Origin of the sequence: Glutamicibacter sp. 2E12 (assembly GCF_050030965.1) — a bacterium.
In the GTDB taxonomy this organism is placed as follows: Bacteria; Actinomycetota; Actinomycetes; order Actinomycetales; family Micrococcaceae; genus Glutamicibacter.
This window is the reverse complement of the sequence record NZ_CP188297.1, coordinates 3133654-3153158: the sequence shown is the minus strand read 5'-3', so window position 1 is coordinate 3153158 and position 19505 is coordinate 3133654. Positions and strand designations below refer to the sequence as shown.

The window sequence follows — 19505 nt, the reverse complement described above, 5'->3', positions numbered from 1 at the left end:
CCTCTAGGCTAGAAAATGTGAGCAAAGAAAGAATCTCCTTGAACGAGACATCCAGACTAGTGCTCCTTGCCGGTGCTACTTCCGCCTCCGGCATTGCCAGCGCCACCGCGCTGGTTGATGCCGGAGCGCGTGTGCTTGCAGTGGGAAGCAACCAAGAGCGCCTCGACGAACGCCTCCCGTTCGTTCATGCCCGCTATGAATGCGATCTGAGCGACTTCGCAGCGGTCAAGCAATTGGCGCTGCGGATTCATGAAGAGCACGGCAGCATCGATGCGCTGATCCACCTGGTAGGTGGCTGGCGTGGCGGTAAGTCGATCACAGGCCAAACCGACGAGGACTGGGATTTCTTGCACAGCAGCGTGCTGACCACCCTGCGCAACACCTCCCGCGCCTTCGTCGACGATCTGGTCGCCTCCCCCGCAGGCCGCTTGGCGATAGTCAGTGCGGAGGCAGTGCTGAATCCGACCCCGTCCAATGCCAACTACGGTGCGGTCAAGGCCGCAGCAGAACACTGGGTCAATGCCATCGCCCGCCTGTTCGCCAAGCAGGCAGAAAATGCCGCAGCGGTGAGTTGGGTCGTCAAGGCATTGAGCGACAAGTCTCCCGAAGAAACGCCTTCCGGGCAGACCCCGGTGCAGTTCCTTGCCCAGGCCGCAGTGGCTTTGCTTGGCCAGGATGCCCGCGAGCTCAACGGCACCCGGGTTGCATTGCCCAAGGCCTGATTACTGGCCGGTGCACACCTCTGGGCGCTGCACTGGCATAGCTTTCGACTTCACCCCTTGAACTACTAAGGACCTCCACAGCATGACTTTTACCCACGACGCTTCGATTCGCGGATTCGCTTCGGATAACTATTCTGGCGTGCACCCGCGCATCATGGATGCGATTGCCCGCGCCAACGGCGGCCACCAGATCTCCTACGGTGAGGACCAGTACACCGAGGAACTAGGCAACGTCGCCCGCAATGCCTTTGGCCCGGAAGCCCAGATCTTCCCGGTTTTCAACGGCACCGGCGCCAACGTCATCGCCTTGCAGTCCTTGCTTCCACGCTGGGGCGCTGTCATCTGCGCATCTTCTGCACATATCAACGTGGATGAGAACGGTGCCCCGGAGCGTATCGGCGGCTTCAAGCTGCTGCAGGTTGACACTCCCGACGGCAAACTGACTCCAGAGCTGATCGACCAGGAGGCATGGGGCTGGGGCGACGAGCACCGCGCGCAGCCGCTGGCTGTGTCGATCACCCAGGCCACCGAGCTGGGCACCCTGTACACCCCTGGGGAAATTAAGGCCATCACCGACCACGCGCACAAGCTGGGCATGAAAGTGCATCTGGATGGCTCGCGCCTGTCCAACGCCGCGGCCTCCCTGGGCGTGCCGTTGCGCGCGCTGACCACTGACGTCGGCGTGGACATTGTTTCCCTCGGCGGCACCAAGAACGGCATCCTGCTCGGCGAGGGCATTCTGACTCTGCGCAGCGAACTGGCCCAGGACCTGAAGTACCTGCGCAAGATGAACATGCAGCTGGGTTCGAAAATGCGCTTCATCTCCGCACAGCTGATCGAGCTCTACGGCACCGATCTGTGGCGCGAATTGGCAAGCCACTCCAACGCCATGGCCGCCAAGCTCTCGCAGGCAGTTGAGGAAATTGACGGAGTCCAGCTGGTCTACCCGACTCAGGCCAACGGCGTCTTCGCCCAGCTGCCTACCGAGGTCAGCGACCAGCTGCGCGAGCACTTCCGCTTCTACGACTGGGATCGCGCGGCCGGCCAAGTGCGCTGGATGTGCTCGTTCGACACCACCGAGGAAGATGTTGCAGCGTTCATTGCCAAGCTGCACGAGCTGCTCGGCGCCTACGCCGCCGCTTAGCATGAACCCGCGGTCGGCGCGCCGTACCCATGCTCGGGTACGGCGCGCTTAGACTCAAATTGTGACCAATGATCGCCCTGCTTCCGCCATTCCGAAGGCCTTTGCCACGGCCCTTGAAGAGTTGTCGCATGCCAAGGTGCGCAAGGAACTGAAATTCACCGAAATTCCGGCCCCTGGCAGGCTGGCGCCGTTCGCGCTGGCACTCAGCGGCGACGTGATGGATGTGGTTGCTCCCGGACACGGCCCCCAGGGCCAGGAGATTGGCCGCACCCCGTTCCTCCAACCAGCCGAGCAGCTGGCCACCGGACGCTTCATCCTCCTCTTCGACCCCGCAGGCCAAGAACTGTGGAATGGCCAGTTCCGCATCGTCACCTACATTCGGGCCCGCCTGGATCATGAAATGGGCCAGGATTCCATGCTGGCTTCCGTCGCGTGGTCATGGCTCGAAGAAGCGCTGCGCGATCGCGACGCCGCATACCATTCCGCTGGCGGTACTGCGACGCGGGTAATTTCCGAGTCCTTCGGCAATCTCGCCGGGGAACAAGACCATATCGATATCGAACTGCGTGCTTCCTGGTCCCCGGACTCTGACCGTCTGGGAACGCACCTGAGCGCGTGGGCCGATATGGTTTGCACATTCGCCGGCCTGCCTCCCCTGCCCGAAGGCGTGCAGCAGCTGCCTCATCGCCGCCTGAGCTAGCGATTATCAATGCGATGGAGCCGAATAGTCCTAGAATGGAAGCACCATGCCGAATTCTGACTCTTCCGCTCCCGCATCATCCACCACTGCCAACGAGGCCGCCGCACCCGTTCTGACGCCACTAAGTGCGCCGCGCGACGGTATCCCCGAAGTCATCGACACCGCACCTGCCTTGCGCCGTGCAGTGCGGGCGCTGGAAGCCGGCACCGGCGATCTGGCCGTGGACACCGAACGAGCCAGCGGGTTCCGCTACGGCCAGCGCGCCTTCTTGCTGCAGATTCGCCGAGAAGGTGCGGGTACTTGGCTGATCGACCCGGAGACCCTGGACGATCTGTCCCCGTTGCGCGAGTTCGTCAACGAGCAGCCCTGGATCCTGCATGCGGCCACCCAGGATTTGCCGTGCCTGCACGAATTGGGCATGTCCCCTACCTCGCTGTTCGACACCGAGATGGCTGGCCGTCTTGCGGGATTCCCCCGCGTCTCGCTGGGCACCATGGTGGGCGAATTGCTCGAGCTGCAGTTGGCCAAAGAACATTCGGCAGTGGACTGGTCCACCCGCCCGTTGCCTGAATCGTGGCTGAACTACGCCGCACTGGATGTGGAAGTTCTCGAAGAGCTGCGCCAGGCCATCACCGCGGTGCTGGAAGAGCAGGGCAAGCTGGATTTCGCCTTCCAGGAATTCGAGTACGAACGCAATCTGCCTGACCCTTCCCCGGCACAGGTGCCGTGGCGCAAATTGTCCGGCATCCATAAGCTCAAGAGCCGACGCAACCTGGCGGTAGCTCGCGAACTGTGGCTTTCCCGCGAAGCCCTGGCGCAGAGCCGCGACGTTGCCCCGGGTCGGCTCATTCCCGACCGCGCCATCATGGCCGCCGTGGATCAGCGCGCCACCAGCGTTCCAGCGCTCTTGCAGATCCCCGGGTTCCACACGCGCAATGCCAAACGCGATGCCGCACGCTGGGTCGACGCGATCAAGCGCGGCAATAGCACCAGGGACCTGCCGGACCTGCGCGCCCCCAAGCCGGACTTGCCGCACCCCCGCTCATGGGCCGAAAAGAACCCGGCCGCGGCGAACCGGCTGGACGCGGCCAAGCTGGTCGTCAATGAGGTGAGCGAGCACTGGAATATTCCGGGCGAGAATCTCTTGACCCCGAAGTACCTGCGTGAATTGTGCTGGAATGCGCCGGCTCGCATCAGCGAGGCAAGCGTAGCGGACATGCTGGAAAATCTCGGTGCCCGCCAGTGGCAGCGTGGACTTCTTGCGGACAAGCTGGCCATCGCGTTGAAGCAGGCCTAGGCGGTTTCCAGGAAGGATTCACCGCGGGTTCCCGGATTTGCGAGGTGCTGCACTTGCACTTCAAGTTACTACTGAGTAACGTATGGTTCAGGTCACAGTGATGCTGGCCACTGCCCGGTCTTCAGGGCAGCATGAACCAACCCCAAGGAGCCCGACGGTGAGTGCCAACGCTTCGACCGTGCGCAACAATGCGCGCCCTTCGCTCGACGACCGCGATGTCGTCTTCATCGACGGGGTACGCACCCCATTTGGCAAAGCGGGCGAGAAGGGGATCTACCACGGTACCCGCGCCGATGACCTTGCCGTCAAAGCCGTACGCGGCCTGCTGGAACGCAACCCGGAAGTTCCTGCCGAGAAGATCGACGAGATCTCCATTGCCGCAACTACGCAGTCCGGCGACCAGGGCTTGACCTTGGGCCGCACCGTGGGCCTGCTCTCCGGTATCCCCAAGTCCGTTCCGGGCTTCGCCATCGACCGCATGTGCGCCGGAGCGATGACCGCCGTCACCGCGACCGCCGGCGGCATCGCTTTCGGCGCCTACGACGTAGTGGTCGCCGGCGGCGTGGAGCACATGGGCAACCACCCAATGGGCGCCGGAGCGGACCCGAACCCGCGCTTCCTCTCCGAGCGCATCGTCGACCCGCAAGCATTGAACATGGGCAATACCGCGGAGAACCTGCACGACCGCTTCCCTGCGATCACCAAGGAACGCGCCGACCGCTATGCTGTCGCATCGCAGGCCAAGCTGGCCAAGGCCTACGAGAACCAGCAGATCCAGGCCGATCTGATCCCCGTGGCAGCCAAGCGGCCGGGCGAAGGCTGGGCCGTGAACTCGGCTGACGAACCGCCACGGCCAGGCACCACCATGGAATCGCTGGCCGAACTGCGCACCCCCTTCCGCGCCCACGGACGCGTGACCGCAGGCAACGCAGCGGGCTTGAACGACGGAGCCACCGCCGCCCTGCTGGCCAGCGGCGCGGCAGTGCGCGCGCTGGGACTGGATCCGAAGATGCGCATGGTCTCCTTCGCCTTCGCCGGCGTGGACCCCGACGTCATGGGCTACGGGCCGGTTCCGGCCACCGAAAAGGCCCTGGCCAAGGCCGGCCTTGGCATCAACGACATCGGCCTGTTCGAAATCAACGAGGCTTTCGCCGTGCAAGTGCTGTCCTTCCTCGACTACTACGGAATCGACCAGGACGATGAGCGCGTGAACCGGTACGGCGGTGCCATCGCGGTGGGGCACCCGCTGGCCTCTTCCGGCGTGCGCCTGATGTCCCAGCTGGCCCGCCAGTTCTCCGAGGACCATTCGGTGCGCTATGGCATCACCACCATGTGCATCGGCTTGGGCATGGGCGGCACAGTGATCTGGGAGAACCCAAACCACGCGGACTTCGGCAGCAAGGCATAAGGAAGAGACAATGACTGCAATGAGCAAAGATTTCCAGGCTGTCGCGCAGCTGATGCACGATGAGACTGTCACCCACACCTTCGTGAAGGATGTGGCCTTGCCAAGCGGCAAGACAATGGCACTGCTGACCCTGGATAACGGCCTGGACCACAAGAAGCCGACCACCCTCGGGCCCAATGGCCTGCTGGAGCTGCGCGCCGCGCTGGAAGTCCAAGCAGAACGCGCCAAGAATGGCGAGATCGATGCCCTGGCGATCACCGGCAAGCCGTACTTCCTGATTGCCGGTGCCGACCTGTCGGCCGTCACCCGCCTGAGCGCACCGGATCAAGCAACCGCCATGGCTTCGCTGGGCCACTACACCTATGAGCTGCTTGCCGATTTGGGCGTTCCGACCTTCGCTTTCATCAACGGCCTGGCGCTCGGCGGCGGCTTGGAAATCGCGCTGGCTTGCAACTACCGCACGGTCAGCACCGCCGCGGGCGCTTTGGGCCTGTCAGAAGGTTTCCTCGGCCTGATTCCGGGTTGGGCCGGCGTATACCGCCTGCCCCGCCTAGTCGGCCCCGAGAACGCGCTGAAGGTCATGATCGAGAACCCGCTGAACAGCAACCGCACCCTCTCCGGCCCGGCAGCTGCCAAGATGGGGGTGGCCGACGCCCTGTTCGAACCAGCTGACTTCATCGAGCACTCCATTGCCTTCGCTGACGGTGTCATCTCCGGAACCACAGAGGTCAAGCGCCCCAATGCGGTCGATCCAACCGATCCCGAGGTTGCTCGCCGCTGGCTGGATGCGGCCGACGCTGCCGAAAAGTTCGTCGATGCGAAGCTGTCCGGCGCGGCCCCGGCACCGTACAAGGTGCTTGAGGTCTTCCGCAAGGGCCTGGCCATCTCGCAGCAGGAATCAGCAGTCCTTGAAGTCGAAGCGCTGACTGGCCTGATGAGCACCCCGCAGTTCCAGAACACCGTGTACGCCTTCCTGGACCTGGTCCAGAAGCGCGGCAAGCGCCCCGCCGGCGCACCGGATCCAAAGCTCGCGCGCCCCGTCACCAAAGTGGGTGTCGTTGGCGCAGGGCTGATGGCTGGCCAGCTGGCCCTGCTGTTCGCCCGCCGCCTGAACGTTCCGGTGGTTATCACCGATCTGGATCAATCGCGCGTGGACAAGGGCCTTGCCTACATCCATGGCGAGATCGACAAGCTGCACGGCAAGGGCCGCATGAGCCAGGATGCGGTCAACCGCACCAAGGCTCTGGTCACCGGCTCGGTCACCAAAAAGGCGTTCGCTGATGCCGACTTCGTCATCGAGGCCGTGTTCGAAGAACTGAATGTGAAGAAGCAGGTTTTCGCAGAGGTTGAAGCCGTGGTCTCCCCCGAGTGCATCCTGGCCACCAACACTTCCTCGCTCTCTGTCACGGAGATGGGCCGCGACTTGTCGCATCCAGAGCGCCTGGTCGGCTTCCACTTCTTCAACCCGGTAGCCGTGATGCCGCTGCTGGAAATTGCTGCTACGGAGTGGACCAACGATTCCTCGCTGTCCACTGCATTCGTGCTGGGCAAGAAGCTGAAGAAGACCACGGTGAAAACCAAGGATTCTGCCGCATTCGTGGTCAACCGCGTACTGCTTCGCCTGATGAGTGAAGTCCAGGCGGCTTTCGACGAGGGCACCGACGCGAAGACAGCTGACTCGGCACTGACCCCCATGGGCCTGCCAATGAGCCCGTTGACCTTGTTGGCGATGGTAGGTCTGCCGGTCGCGCAGCATGTCAACGAGTCGCTGAACGCCGCTTTCGGCGAACGATTTGCCGTCTCGGAGAATCTGCAGAAACTGATCGATGCCAAGATCACTGCCCTCTGGGTCAAGGATGAGGCAGGCAACCAGGTGCTGAACCCCGAGGCTGAAAAGCTGATGGCCTTCGGCGATCAGCACTCGAGCAAGGAACAGATCCTGGTTCGTGTTCAAGATGCGCTGGCCGAGGAAATCGGGCTGCTGCTGGATGAGGGCGTCGTTGCCGAAGCCGCCGACGTTGATCTATGCATGATCACCGGCGCCGGCTGGCCAATGCACCTCGGTGGCATCACCCCGTATTTGGACCAGGTTGGCGCCTCCGAACGTGTCAACGGTAAGAAGTTCAACGGCTAGTACCTTCCGGGCCGCTCTTGGTTCCGGTGCTTCTCCCTGAGTGCTGGAACCATGCGAAAAGCCGGGACCAGCTTCCCTCATGAGGAAAGCTGGTCCCGGCTTCTTGCTGCCCCGTCAGGATGCAGGAACCCCGTACAGCTGGTAAATGCTGCTGTACGGGGTTCCTGCGCTCCATGGCGCGCCGCTTCGCCTGCCCGGTTACTAGATGATGTCTTCACCATTGCGGCGGGCTTCCAGCCATTCCTGGATGAACCCCTTGCTGATGAAGAACAGCACTCCGGCCACAATGACTGGCCATGCCAGCACGTACAGGCTCAAGAAAAACGTCGTCATTATTTGCCTCCCAGGCTCTTGGCATCGTGTCCGGCATCTGCAGCGTCAGGCTTTCCAGGTACTGCGTCGAAGTCGCCGGTGCGTACCGCGATGACATCGAAGTCGAATTCCATCTTGGATCTGAACGACAGCAGGTAGCAGACGATGGTACTGACCGAGTAGGCAACCAGCGAGGCGCTCAAGGTCGTGTAGTCGCGCAGGAAACCGAAGACGAACGGTGCGCTGGCCAGCATCGCGACGACACCGACAATCTTGGCAACGCGCAGGCCGAAGAACCCGAAGCTCATCAACGCCACGACCACGCCGATGCCAATCACCGACAGCAGCTCGATCAGCAAGCCGGTGACGCCATTGACTGGGATCAGTTCGAAGCGAACAGGGATGAAGATCGCCAGTGCAACGAGTACCGAAACGGTGAAGGCCTTGTTGGTGACCTTTTTCCAGTAGAAGCTGGCCAGAACCGGGAAGACCAGAGCACCCCAAAGAGCTCCGACGAAGACCAGCAGGTCCAGGATGTTCAGCTGCATGCTCGCGAAAGCGACTGCCAATGCGGTGGCAACGACCATGGTCGCACGGCCAATGAGCAGCATTTTCTTCGGATCGGCCTTGTCCTTGCCGGCAACGTTCTGGCCGTACACGTCAGCCATCACAATCGAGGACAGGGCCGCCAAGTCCGAGTCAGCAGTTGACGACAGCGCACCAATGATCATGATGAAGAACAATGCCAGCAGAACACCTGGCAGGTAGCTGGCAGCCATCTCGGGGATGAGGTTGTTCATGTCTCCACCCGACGGCTCGAACCCAAGGTACAGGGCGAGCACGCCGAGCATGCCCACGCCGATGACCATCGCTCCGTAGCCGATGGTTGCAGTGATGAAGGTTGGCTTGATCAAGTCCTCGCGTACTGCGAAGAGCCGCTGGGCAATAGTCTGGTTGCCAATTGCGTAGGCCAGAACGGCTGCAATGTAGGGTGCCCCTTGGCCCAGGAATGCTTCAGAGGAGAAGAAATTGGACTGTTGCGGGGTCAAGTTGCTCGCACCGGTTTCGAATGCGGCCGGGAACCCTGCGGCAAAGAAGATCGCCGGGACAATGATTGCTACAGCGCCCAGCATGCCTACGACCTGGACAAAGTCGGTCAGTACCGAAGCACGGAACCCGGACCACAGGGTGTAGAGCAGAACGCCACCGGCAACGGCCAGCACGCCCTGGATGAAGTTGAACGGCGAGAGCATCGAGATCAATACGCCACCGGCGATGAAGTTGGACATCAAGGAGATGACCGAACCGACAATATTCGACCCGGCCAGCATCAGCTGGCTGGAGCGGCCGTGGCGTGCATGCATGACCTCGGCGAGGGTGTGCGCGCGTGGCGCGACCTTGCGAATCCGCTTGCCGAATGGGTAGATGAACAGAATCATCAACGCGCCCCAGAGCCCATAGTGGATCGGACCGGAGATTCCATAGGTGTACCCGGAGGTGGCTGAGGCGTACATCGACGAAGCCCAGATCCAGGTAGCGGTCATGCTTGCAGCGGAAATGCCGAATCCAATTTTATTTCCCGCCGTCATGTAGTCGTCGGCGTTCTCTTTTTTCTTTCCGATTCGGGTGGAAATAAAGAAGGTGCCTCCGTAGAAGAGCACCAATAGCAAGACAACAGTTAGGGCGCTGAACTGCACTATTTCGTTATTCACGCGCCACCTCCCTCTAATAGACAGTGATGAGATTCGCGCCAGGAGCTAAATGCTCAACCGGCGACTTATCCTGCACGTCTTCCTGCGAGATTTCATCGCAAGGGGTAAATTTCAGCTGACGCGCACAAGCCCCTGGGCCCATGAACCACTTCCCTACACTCAAGTTTCGTTCGTTTCTCATTCGTATCGTTCATCCCTAGTCACGGGGAGCACCAGCTCGTGGATTCGTTCCAGAACCTGGCGCTTTTGGCTTCACAAAGTGAATCCGGACCCATGGTTTGCCTGCATCGCACTTGCGGCTATCCATATTGGCGCGCAATGGCGCTTCGGGTCAGTTCAGGCGCGGTACTCGCGTTGGCGAATACCGCCGGTTTTCCATCGGAGGGCTGCTACCCGGAACTCAACACGCGATTACTGCGCGGAGTTACTCAGTCGGCGATAAAACGCCGGACAGGAAAACAGCGAAAGCTCTCTCCGAAATTAGTAGCTTCAACTAACTACATACAAATATTAGCATGAATGCAAAGATATTCGAATCTTCCGCCGCAAGGCAGCGGGGCACCCCACTCACCGACCAGCCGGCAGGGGCGCGATGTTGAATCAGCCCATCGTCTGTATCAATTACGGGACGACCTTGCGGATGCGTGTAACGGTGCGCACATAAGTGCGGAAAGCCGGGATAAAAAATATCTAGTTCTGGCCGTTCTGTTCCCCACTGCGCAGCGGACAGGCATGATCCAATTACACCACCCGAAATGCCCTACCCGGATTACTAAACTTTCCCGAGTGCCGGATTCAGTGCCATGCCGAGCGAGTTCAGGGCACTGTGGATACTCTCAGGACTTCGAAAACACTGCATAAATATACACGGTATTCGATACCGCCTGGCGAACGCATGCAGACCGCTCCCCCGCCGATCAAGCTCATCACTTGCCGCACCCTCCTGACACGGGCGCTTCGCTCTTAGCGCCGGCACAGAGATCTCTGCCAGAATAGGTGCATGACTGACATTGCCCGACCAGCCCGTCGTACGTTCATTTGCGCCTCGGCAGCACTTGGTTCCGCCGCACTGCTCACTGCCTGCGGCGATGGACATTCTGAAGCCGACACCCCCGAGGCATTGCCGATTCCTGAACCATCAGGCGAAGGACAGGCCCTCATGAAGGCCACGGACCTTGCCATCGGATCGCGTGCACTCGCTCCAGCCAAGGATCCTTCCGGAAAAGAAGTAGGCGTTTTGCTCTTCCGCAAGGATGAGAAGACCGTTTTGGCCTACTCGAACGTCTGTACCCACCAGGGCTGCGCTGTGAGCCCGAAGTCCAGCAAGGAAGATTTCTACTGCGCCTGCCATGGCTCACGATTCGCACCCGCTGACGGTACCGTGGACGCAGGTCCAGCTATCGCAGCGCTGCCACGCTACGCTGCGGCAATTGAAGGTGACGACATCGTCGCCTACGTTACCGCCGCACAGTAGTTTCCCAGCACTTTTTAAGCACTGAAGGCTGAACCCGGATGGGGTTCACCCTTCAGTGCTTGCTAGAGGCACTCCTAGAACAGCGCAACTTTCTCTGGGGCCGGGAAGAGCTCATCCATCTGGGCCCGTTCTGCGGCGCTCGGAACCCAACGCACCGCTGCAGCGTTGGCTCGAATCTGCTCAGGACGGGTGGCACCGGCAATCACAGAGGCCACCGGCGACTGCGCTGCCAGCCAGGAAAATGCCAATTCGATCGGTGTCAGATCCCGTTCGGCAGCAAAGGCGTCGAATTGATCCAACTGCTCAAAATCGCTGGTTTCCACGAGATGCTGACGCGCGTGTGTCAGCCGGCTGCCCTCAGGGGCATGCCCCTTGGAGTACTTGCCGGTCAGCAGGCCGTTTGCCAGCGGGAAGTAGGGCAAGACTCCCAGATCGAATTCACGAGCCGCTGGAAGCACTTCCAGTTCTGCACGGCGGTCAATCAGGTTGTAATGATTCTGTGCCGAGACGAATCGCTCGGTTCCCAATTCACGGGCCACGTACTCCGCCTGGGCTATTTGCCAGCCGGTCCGGTTGGAATGGCCGATGTAGCGAACTTTGCCGCTGGTGACCAGGTCATCCATGGCCCGCAAGGTTTCTTCGATGGGAGTGTTCGCATCTGGAGTGTGGAACTGATACAGGTCGATGTAGTCCGTACCGAGCCGCTTGAGCGATGCTTCGACTGCTTTGACGATATAACGGCGCGAACCACGCGCATTGAAGTCCGGGCCATTTGCGCCCTGCATATCCATGCCGAATTTGGTGGCCAGAACGATGTCATTGCGTGCTTGCCCAAGCGCTTTGCCCAGACGGATTTCGGAAAGCCCTGGTTCCTTGCCATAGACATCCGCGACATCGAAGAGCGTAATACCCGCGTCAAGCGCCGCATGGATAACCGCGTCGGTTCCTTCTTGGGTTTCGGTCGCAGTTCCTGCGCGGCCAAGATTGTTGCACCCTAGCCCGACGACGGAAACACTCAGGCCGCTGCGGCCTAGCTGACGGAATTCCATGGACACCTCATCTGTTGGTTTGTTCATCCGCTTCACTGAGCGAGGTTATACCCATAGGCTATCTGGTAGGTAGTTGTGCTCAACATTTCACAGCACAATTCACTGCATTGCATATTTATCCATTAGGATGGAAACATGTCTAAAGTTCTTACCAATCTTCCTGTAGGCGAGCGCGTAGGTATCGCGTTCTCCGGTGGCCTCGACACTTCGGTGGCAGTAGCCTGGATGCGCGACAAGGGCGCCATCCCTTACACCTACACTGGCGACCTCGGCCAGTACGACGAGCCAGATATCGACGCCGTACCTGGCCGTGCACTGGAGTACGGTGCAGAGAACTCCCGCCTGGTTGATTGCAAGCCCGCTCTGGTTGAAGAAGGCCTAGCAGCACTCGCCTGCGGCGCTTTCCACATCCGCACCGGCGGCAAGACCTACTTCAACACCACCCCGCTGGGCCGCGCCGTCACCGGCACCCTGCTGGTCCGCGCAATGCGCGAAGATGGCGTGGATGTCTGGGGCGACGGTTCGACCTACAAGGGCAACGACATCGAGCGCTTCTACCGCTACGGCTTGATGGCCAACCCTAAGCTGCGCATCTACAAGCCATGGCTCGACCCCAACTTCGTTGCAGAGCTTGGTGGCCGCCAGGAAATGTCCGAATGGCTGCAGGAGCACGGTTTCCCTTACCGCGATTCGGCCGAAAAGGCCTACTCAACCGATGCCAACATCTGGGGCGCAACCCACGAGGCGAAGACCCTGGAACTGCTGAACAGCTCCATCGAGTCTGTTGAGCCGATCATGGGCGTGAAGTACTGGGACGAGAACGTAGAGATCAAGACCGAAGATGTCTCGGTTTCCTTCGTCGCTGGCCGCCCGATAGCCATCAATGGCAAGGAGTTCACCGATCCGGTGGCTCTGGTCAACGAAGCTAATATCATCGGCGGACGCCATGGTCTGGGCATGAGCGACCAGATCGAGAACCGCATCATCGAGGCCAAGTCCCGTGGCATCTACGAAGCACCAGCAATGGCGCTGCTGTACATCGCCTACGAACGCCTCGTGAACGCGATCCACAACGAAGACACCGTGGCCAGCTACCACAACGAAGGCCGCCGCTTGGGCCGTCTGATGTACGAAGGCCGCTGGCTGGACCCGCAGGCCCTGATGCTGCGCGAATCGCTGCAGCGCTGGGTCGGCTCGGCCATCACCGGTACCGTCACCATCCGCTTGCGCCGTGGCGACGACTACACGATCGTGAACACCGAGGGCGAGAACCTGAGCTACCACCCGGACAAGCTTTCGATGGAGCGCGTAGGCGACGCCGCTTTCGGCCCAGTGGACCGCATCGGCCAGCTGACCATGCGCAACCTGGATATCGCGGACTCCCGCGGCCGCCTGGAGCAGTACGCCAACATGGGCCTGGTCGGCGGCACCACCGCTGAACTCGTCGGCTCGCTGGAAGCTGGCGGAGCTGATGACATCGTGAACGCAACCCAGGTTGATAGCGATGACCTGGCGACCGACCGCGCTATCGAGTCTGCTGCATTCGACGCAGGCACCGACTAGACGCCAAGGCACAGCTAGAGGATCGGCCAGGTTCTCCCTTCACGGGGAGAACCTGGCCGATCTTTTATTCTGCCCGGAAACCGGTCAGCGCAAAAAAATAGTCCCAGACGTGTGAACGTCCGGGACTAGCCTGGGTTGCAGGCTGTCAGCCCTCGATCAAGGACAGCAGCGGGCTCACCGCGATGGTGAAACTAATCAAGGAAATCAGTCGAAGTACCATGCGGACACGTGCTCCCTGCTTGGTATTCGGTTCTGGCAGGCGGAAGCCCTGTTCAACGATCCACACCAATATGGCAATGACAACTCCGGTCAAGGCAACCTGCGCTGGGGCGAGGCCAGAAAGCAGGGACACCACTCCAATGCCGATGATGACACCGACGCAAGCCTGGAAAACCAGGTGCAACGGCGTGCGGGTTGCTCCCATCCGCGGGACTTTACGCTGGGCACCGGGGGTCTCGTCCCGGTCTTCTTGTGGAATCATTTCTCCTTGTTTCCTGCTCGTTTAAACCCGTGCTTTCGCGGGGCCGCGCGAAGACACCACTTCCTTGGACAACAGCAGGCCACTGCCGCCGTTAAAAACCACAGTACCGAACCGTGGAGCCCGGGCTACTTCTTCGAATCCCAGGGCACGATGAAGCGCCAAAGACGCAGTATTCTGCGCGTTGACCACGCACCATGCGGTCGAAGCGCGCTGCGCAATCCATGACAGCCTGGCCTCGGTTAGGCTTCGTGCCACGCCCCGTTGCCGGTATCCGCAGGCAACCTCGATCCCGGCAAGGTAATAGCCAGCTGGCGCCAACGGATCAGCAGGCTCCCACCAATGGGCTCGAGCCCAGCCAAGCAGCTCGCCGGCCGGGTTCTTGACGACTACCTGGCATTCACCAGCGCCCCAATTTCCAGGTTCAGCCTGACGCCCCAAACTCTCCGACAGCCGACGGATGGCCGGGTGGTCCGCTGCCTGCATTGGCTGCGTCGCAACTATGGGGCTTATCATTCGTGATCAGTCGATGGACATCGGCTTTGGTGGCATCGGGTGCGCCATCTTCAGCTTGTTCAATTCCGCATAGGGCGCAACACCGATACTCATCTTGGTGAAGTCCAGCTTGGCTTCGCGGATGCACGTCTTGATCGCAGCGACTGCAAGCTTTGGAGCTGGTGATAGGACTCGGATGTTCAGCTTTCGGTTACCGAAATCGCTGGACTCCACCGTGCCAAGTCCGCGCCATGCCAAGTGGCCGGTCAGCGCTTCCTTGGCCTTCTTGTCCAGGTACTGGTCGCGCTCGGTGCCATTTGCGGATTTCAGCGCGTACTGCACGATAACCCACGACTGATCTTCTTCCTTGATCTCTGCATAGCCTTCGGCAGCACAGGCTTCAGCGAAACCAGCGAACAATTCGTCGGCGCGGTCGGTGTTTACGTCCTGGACTTCATTGGTCTTGGACATATGTCCCACGGTGCCGTGATTGATCACGAACTGACCCAATTCATCGTCCTCGAACTGCTGGAACCATGCCTCGCGGAATTCCAGTTCGTTCTTTTCGTTCATCCGGTAGGTGCGAATGATCGCCATGTGATTACCCCTTGGGTCTACGGTGTGCTTAGTTATCTAAATTTTTGGAGGCTTCGGCAAGCTGTGCGGCTAGGCGCTCAGCCTTGGATTGCCAGGTGGCGCGGTGTTCGGCATTGAACGGTGCATCGTTGTTGATCACGGTGCCGAGCAACAGTCCAGCTTCTCTTCCAATACTACGAACTAGGGAAGCTGGATAGTTCATGCATATTTCATGTTCGGCGAATTCATCTTCATCATCAAGGAACACGCCTTGGCTACGTGAACGAATCACGTCCAAATCCATGTCAATGGAGTTGACTTCCCAAGCGCCACGCTTCATCCGTCGCCATCCGATGTTGCTGGACAGGTCGATGTAGACATCAAAATCTTCCAGTGCATCCGCATAGAGGGTGGCAATCCACTGGCCCGAGTGTGGAATCAGGCAGAGCGCATTACTCGCTGCCAAGTGTGCGGTGCCCGGACGGGCTACCAGTGCGCCGGCCGGCTGGTGAAGCCAATGTCCGTATTTGTCCTGTCCGAGATAAAATCCGGGCACCACCCAGTGCGGGCTGGAATCATACTTCCAGGCGCGCGCTACCACCAAGGAACCCTCGGCGATAGTTTCTGGGCTACGGGGCAGGTCTACCGGGCAGCCGGACGGTGAGCTCACAGCTTCGGAATCTGACCGGTAGGCAGGTCTTGTCCAGGGAGGGGCCGGGCGAATGGAACCTTGGTTCCCAGAACCTGCGCCAGGGTATCGCGGGCTACCTGCTGTGCAGTCAGTCCAACGCGGTCCAAGACCTCAGCACGAGTTCCGTGCGCCAAGAATTCGGTAGGCAAACCTACTTCGTTCAGAGCCGTATCGACACCCGCTGCACGCATTTCGGTGCGCAAGCGCGAACCCACACCGCCGGCTCGGACGCCATCTTCGATGCAGACCACAATGCGGTGACGGGCTGCCAGTGAAATCACCGAGGTTGGCATTGGTAGAACCCAACGAGGATCCACCACGGTCACCGATACGCCCTGGCTGTTCAGTCGTTCTGCGACATCCAGCGAAAGCTCGCTCATGGCGCCCACGGAAACGATGAGAACATCCGGTGCGGAACGGTCCCCCAAGCGTGCCAGAACATCCACGCCATCTGGCAGGCGGTCCACAGCTTCGATGGGTTCACCCACCGAGCCCTTGGAGAATCGCACGACACTTGGCGCATCATTGATGTCAAGGGCTTCACGCAGTTCCTCCCGCAGGCGGTCGGCATCGCGCGGCGCAGCCAGATGCAGGTTAGGCACGATCTGGGTCAGCGCCATATCCCACATGCCGTGGTGGCTGGCGCCGTCCGGGCCGGTGACTCCAGCGCGGTCCAGCACGATGGTGACACCTGCCTTATGCAGGGCCACGTCCATCAGCAATTGGTCAAAGGCACGGTTGAGGAAGGTCGCGTAGACGCAGACCACCGGGTGCAGTCCGCCAAAGGCAAGGCCGGCGGCAGTAGTCATGGCGTGCTGTTCGGCGATGCCCACGTCAATGACGCGTTCAGGGTGTTCCTGGGACATTTTCTTCAGGCCCACTGGCTGCAGCATGGCACCGGTGATCGCCACAATGTCCTCGCGCTCGTTGGCCACCGCCGCGATCTCTTCGCCGAAGACGCTGGTCCAGCTCTGCGCGCTGGACTTGGAAACCGGCAGACCGGTGATTGGGTCGATAACGCCAACGGCGTGGAACTGGTCAGCTTCATCGGCGCGGGCCGGAGCGTAGCCGTGGCCCTTCTCAGTCAGGGCATGCACGAGCACTGGGCCCGCGTACTGCTTGGCCTGCTGCAGCGCTTCTTCTACTGCGCGCTGGTTGTGGCCATCGATCGGGCCGATGTACTTCAGGCCCAGGTCCTCGAACAGGCCTTGCGGTGCCCACCAGTCCTTGATGCCCTTCTTGGTGGCGTGAAGGGACTTGTAAGTGAAATCGCCTACTGGCCCGGATCCCTTGAGCTTGACCTTGAGCTTGTCCATGGCGTTCTCGTAGGCCGGGTGGGTACGGAACTTGTCCAGCTGCTGGCGCAGTCCCGAAAGCTGGTTGGCCAGGCCGCCGATGGTCGGGGCGTAGGAGCGGCCGTTGTCGTTGACCACGATGACTGCTTTGCGGTCCTTGTCGGCAGCGATGTTGTTGACTGCTTCCCAGGCCATGCCGCCGGTCAAGGCGCCATCGCCCACCAGGGCTACGGCGTAGCGGTCATTGTTATTCATCAGCTTGTTGGCGCGGGAAATTCCATCAACCCACGACAGCGAGGAGGAAGCATGGGAGGACTCAACCACATCGTGTTCTGATTCACCGCGGTCAGGGTAGCCCGACAGGCCTCCTTGCTGGCGCAAGGTCTCGAAATTCTGGCGTCCGGTAACCAGCTTGTGCACATACGACTGGTGTCCCGTATCGAAGACGATGGAGTCAGTTGGGGAATCGAAGACACGATGGATGCCCAAGGTCAGCTCGATAACACCGAGATTGGGACCCAAATGGCCGCCAGTACGAGCAACATTGTCGATGAGGAAGCCGCGGATTTCCTCCGCCAAGTCGTCGAGCTGCTCGAGGGTAAGCGCCCGCAGGTCACTTGGTTTCTTGATGGTCTTCAATAAAGACACGTTCATCCCCTTCACAAATTCGCCGACAATAGGCTGGAAAGCCCATGCGAAATACCTAGTTTACCGCGTTCAAGGCTTCTTTCATTATCCGTCAACGTCCGTGCTGGTGCTAATTTCCTAGCAATGACGTTCACTACCCCGAACGCATGTGCCCGTTCGCGTGCGAGCCTAGTTGCGGTCCAGCGTATCGGCCAGCATTTGCAGCCCTTGCGCTTCGAAGGATTCATCTCCAACTTCATAAGACCAGACGGCCGTGCCCAGGCCTTCACGTAGTTGCATCATTTTCCATGATAATTCTTCGCGCGGATCATAGCCGTAGCCCTGAAGGAAGGCTTGTTCCAGCTCCGGATGCCCCACCCACTGCTGTAGTGAGAGTCGCGCGAAGTCGCTGGAAGCTGGACGGAATTCAAAACGTCCAAAATCAATGACTTTCAGTTTTCCTTGGTCTACGAGCCAATTACGAGGCTGCCAGTCTCCGTGCGTTGGGACGACGGCCACGGATTTAGGCTCGTAGCTGGTGAACAGGTCCCTGATCTGCCGGCACCGTGAAGCACCGATGCGGTGCTTGCGTTCAAGCAGCTGAAGGAATTTTGCCGTCAGCCGGGCTTCGTAGCCATGAGCAACACGCTGTTCTTGATCGTGCAGCAACCTGAGCGCGTGTCCCGCCTGTCGATGCGAATCCGGCGCGTATTCATTTTCTGTCCCTACGCACAGTTCTCCGGGTTGGTAGTCCAGCACTGCCAGGCGGTGCACGTCGCTTGAAAAACGCAGCCGCGCGGCCAGCCCGGCTTCGGCAAGTACACGCGTGTACCGGCGATGTGCTTCCAGCTCCCGGATGATGTGATGGTTTCTTTCGCCCGCGGTCTTGAGCACGAAGTGCTTTCCGGCTGCGTCCAAATGGAGGACTTTAATGTCTGTCAGCCCCCAAGACATGTCCGAAACGACTGTTGCCTCTCCGAGCCAGGAACGCACTTGGTGCACTTGGCCCGCATTCAGCAGATCTTCAAGGGCAGGTGACGTCATCGGAAGTTCCTCTCCGCCAACAGTTTTCTGGAAGTGATTCCCGAGTCTAGCAATTGATCTCCAGGCTCCCTGCGGGCGGCGCTAAGCTGAGCGTATGCCACCTTCCTTCGATCCTCATCACGTCTCAGCGAGTTATTCGAGTCTCGCCAGCGCCTATATCGATCTGTTCGCTTCGCCCGAGCAGGCGGAGCTTGAAGACCGGGAGCTGATTGCGGCGTGGGCGGGGCAGCTGGAGGGGCCGGTCCTGGACGCTGGCTGCGGGCCTGGGCATTGGACACAGTTCATCGCCGATGCCCATCGGCCGGCTACAGGCGTTGACCTCGTTCCGGAGTTTCTGGACTTCGCACGGCGCAACTTCCAGAAGCCCGATTTCCTGCGTGCGGACTTGGCACAGTTGCCGTTCGAAGACCACCATTTTTCCGGGGTGCTCGCCTGGTACTCGGTAATCCATGCTCCTCCAGCCGAGCTTCCGCAGCTGTTGGGCGAGTTTGCCCGGGTGCTCAAGCCACGCGGCAAGCTGCTGCTCGGATTCTTTGCCGGGGATCAGCTAGAAGCCTTTGGCCACCAGGTCGCCCCGGCCTGGTATTGGCCGCCCGGGGAATTGGAGCTGTTGTTGGAAACGTCAGGCTTCAGCGTGCTGGAAGTTGGCACCCGCACCCGGTCCACGGCCCGCACCCATGGTCAGCTGAGTGCGCAAAAGGCTGGTTAAAACCTGAGACCCAAGGCAATTGCCTTGGGTCTCAGGTTTTCCCGCGATGCGGAACTACTTAGAGATTCGCTTCGA

The 19505-nt window shown here is 60.3% G+C and carries 18 protein-coding genes; 9 read left to right on the top strand and 9 right to left on the bottom strand.

Translation table 11 applies throughout. The annotated features are described in order from the left end of the window. The first annotated feature begins 17 nt into the window (after positions 1-17). From ACP3TE_RS14755 to ACP3TE_RS14730, 6 genes are all read left to right on the top strand, one after another. The gene (locus ACP3TE_RS14755) at positions 18-722 is read left to right on the top strand and encodes an SDR family oxidoreductase (RefSeq protein WP_426734067.1); all 705 of its coding nucleotides are present in this window, start codon (positions 18-20) and stop codon (positions 720-722) included. Between the two features lie 82 nt (positions 723-804). Then, on the top strand, positions 805-1866 hold the full coding sequence (locus ACP3TE_RS14750) for a threonine aldolase family protein (protein ID WP_105656735.1): 1062 nt from the start codon (positions 805-807) through the stop codon (positions 1864-1866). A 61-nt stretch (positions 1867-1927) separates the two neighbouring features. Continuing rightward, positions 1928-2566 carry a DUF3000 domain-containing protein gene (locus tag ACP3TE_RS14745; RefSeq protein ID WP_426734065.1) on the top strand — a complete coding sequence of 213 codons (639 nt, stop codon included), beginning with the start codon at positions 1928-1930 and terminating at the stop codon, positions 2564-2566. A gap of 46 nt (positions 2567-2612) precedes the next feature. Beyond that, a complete protein-coding gene (locus ACP3TE_RS14740; protein ID WP_332486048.1) occupies positions 2613-3863 on the top strand; it encodes an HRDC domain-containing protein in 1251 nt (416 codons plus the stop codon). Positions 3864-4020: 157 nt separating this feature from the next. Continuing rightward, positions 4021-5271 (top strand): thiolase family protein, encoded by a 1251-nt coding sequence (locus ACP3TE_RS14735; protein ID WP_426734063.1) that lies wholly within the window; start codon positions 4021-4023, stop codon positions 5269-5271. A gap of 10 nt (positions 5272-5281) precedes the next feature. Next, entirely contained in the window at positions 5282-7405 is a 2124-nt protein-coding gene (locus ACP3TE_RS14730) for a 3-hydroxyacyl-CoA dehydrogenase NAD-binding domain-containing protein (protein ID WP_426734061.1), read from the top strand. A gap of 201 nt (positions 7406-7606) precedes the next feature. Here the strand turns inward: ACP3TE_RS14730 and ACP3TE_RS14725 are convergent, their stop codons facing one another. Together ACP3TE_RS14725 and ACP3TE_RS14720 are read right to left on the bottom strand one after the other, a co-directional pair. After that, positions 7607-7738, bottom strand: coding sequence for a putative transporter small subunit (locus ACP3TE_RS14725; RefSeq protein ID WP_426734060.1), 132 nt, complete (start codon positions 7736-7738; stop codon positions 7607-7609). Further along, complete coding sequence (locus tag ACP3TE_RS14720; RefSeq protein ID WP_400288210.1) at positions 7738-9429, bottom strand: sodium:solute symporter family protein; 1692 nt, start codon at positions 9427-9429, stop codon at positions 7738-7740. Before ACP3TE_RS14720 ends, ACP3TE_RS14725 begins: the two co-directional genes overlap by 1 nt. Positions 9430-10429: 1000 nt before the next feature. Here ACP3TE_RS14720 and ACP3TE_RS14715 point away from each other — a divergent pair. Further along, positions 10430-10903, top strand: coding sequence for a Rieske (2Fe-2S) protein (locus ACP3TE_RS14715; protein ID WP_426734058.1), 474 nt, complete (start codon positions 10430-10432; stop codon positions 10901-10903). Positions 10904-10977: 74 nt separating this feature from the next. Here the strand turns inward: ACP3TE_RS14715 and ACP3TE_RS14710 are convergent, their stop codons facing one another. After that, a complete protein-coding gene (locus ACP3TE_RS14710; RefSeq protein WP_426736235.1) occupies positions 10978-11952 on the bottom strand; it encodes an aldo/keto reductase in 975 nt (324 codons plus the stop codon). A gap of 135 nt (positions 11953-12087) precedes the next feature. Between ACP3TE_RS14710 and argG the strand changes: the two genes are divergently transcribed. Next, positions 12088-13515 carry an argininosuccinate synthase gene (argG, locus tag ACP3TE_RS14705; RefSeq protein WP_426734056.1) on the top strand — a complete coding sequence of 476 codons (1428 nt, stop codon included), beginning with the start codon at positions 12088-12090 and terminating at the stop codon, positions 13513-13515. A 145-nt stretch (positions 13516-13660) separates the two neighbouring features. Here the strand turns inward: argG and ACP3TE_RS14700 are convergent, their stop codons facing one another. From ACP3TE_RS14700 to ACP3TE_RS14675, 6 genes are all read right to left on the bottom strand, one after another. Then, complete coding sequence (locus tag ACP3TE_RS14700; protein ID WP_426734055.1) at positions 13661-13996, bottom strand: hypothetical protein; 336 nt, start codon at positions 13994-13996, stop codon at positions 13661-13663. Positions 13997-14017: 21 nt separating this feature from the next. Next, the gene (locus tag ACP3TE_RS14695; RefSeq protein WP_426734054.1) at positions 14018-14479 is read right to left on the bottom strand and encodes an N-acetyltransferase family protein; all 462 of its coding nucleotides are present in this window, start codon (positions 14477-14479) and stop codon (positions 14018-14020) included. A 36-nt stretch (positions 14480-14515) separates the two neighbouring features. Next, on the bottom strand, positions 14516-15085 hold the full coding sequence (locus ACP3TE_RS14690; RefSeq protein ID WP_133834259.1) for a hypothetical protein: 570 nt from the start codon (positions 15083-15085) through the stop codon (positions 14516-14518). 28 nt (positions 15086-15113) lie between these two features. Further along, positions 15114-15665 (bottom strand): DUF402 domain-containing protein, encoded by a 552-nt coding sequence (locus ACP3TE_RS14685; protein WP_426734051.1) that lies wholly within the window; start codon positions 15663-15665, stop codon positions 15114-15116. A gap of 65 nt (positions 15666-15730) precedes the next feature. Continuing rightward, positions 15731-17698, bottom strand: coding sequence for a 1-deoxy-D-xylulose-5-phosphate synthase (dxs, locus tag ACP3TE_RS14680; protein ID WP_105656856.1), 1968 nt, complete (start codon positions 17696-17698; stop codon positions 15731-15733). A 168-nt stretch (positions 17699-17866) separates the two neighbouring features. Further along, on the bottom strand, positions 17867-18721 hold the full coding sequence (locus ACP3TE_RS14675; RefSeq protein ID WP_426734049.1) for a phosphotransferase: 855 nt from the start codon (positions 18719-18721) through the stop codon (positions 17867-17869). A 94-nt stretch (positions 18722-18815) separates the two neighbouring features. On the opposite strand from ACP3TE_RS14675, the gene ACP3TE_RS14670 reads away from it, so the two are divergent. Then, positions 18816-19430 carry a class I SAM-dependent methyltransferase gene (locus ACP3TE_RS14670; RefSeq protein ID WP_426734047.1) on the top strand — a complete coding sequence of 205 codons (615 nt, stop codon included), beginning with the start codon at positions 18816-18818 and terminating at the stop codon, positions 19428-19430. Positions 19431-19505: the final 75 nt, after the last annotated feature.

Coding starts and splice junctions, on each gene's coding strand:
- ACP3TE_RS14750 (WP_105656735.1), top strand. CDS start 805: ATGACTTTTACCCACGACGCTTCGATTCGCGGATTCGCTTCGGATAAC.
- ACP3TE_RS14740 (WP_332486048.1), top strand. CDS start 2,613: ATGCCGAATTCTGACTCTTCCGCTCCCGCATCATCCACCACTGCCAAC.
- ACP3TE_RS14730 (WP_426734061.1), top strand. CDS start 5,282: ATGACTGCAATGAGCAAAGATTTCCAGGCTGTCGCGCAGCTGATGCAC.
- ACP3TE_RS14725 (WP_426734060.1), bottom strand. CDS start 7,738: ATGACGACGTTTTTCTTGAGCCTGTACGTGCTGGCATGGCCAGTCATT.
- ACP3TE_RS14715 (WP_426734058.1), top strand. CDS start 10,430: ATGACTGACATTGCCCGACCAGCCCGTCGTACGTTCATTTGCGCCTCG.
- ACP3TE_RS14710 (WP_426736235.1), bottom strand. CDS start 11,952: ATGGAATTCCGTCAGCTAGGCCGCAGCGGCCTGAGTGTTTCCGTCGTC.
- argG (WP_426734056.1), top strand. CDS start 12,088: ATGTCTAAAGTTCTTACCAATCTTCCTGTAGGCGAGCGCGTAGGTATC.
- ACP3TE_RS14700 (WP_426734055.1), bottom strand. CDS start 13,996: ATGATTCCACAAGAAGACCGGGACGAGACCCCCGGTGCCCAGCGTAAA.
- ACP3TE_RS14695 (WP_426734054.1), bottom strand. CDS start 14,479: ATGCAGGCAGCGGACCACCCGGCCATCCGTCGGCTGTCGGAGAGTTTG.
- ACP3TE_RS14690 (WP_133834259.1), bottom strand. CDS start 15,085: ATGGCGATCATTCGCACCTACCGGATGAACGAAAAGAACGAACTGGAA.
- ACP3TE_RS14675 (WP_426734049.1), bottom strand. CDS start 18,721: ATGACGTCACCTGCCCTTGAAGATCTGCTGAATGCGGGCCAAGTGCAC.
- ACP3TE_RS14670 (WP_426734047.1), top strand. CDS start 18,816: ATGCCACCTTCCTTCGATCCTCATCACGTCTCAGCGAGTTATTCGAGT.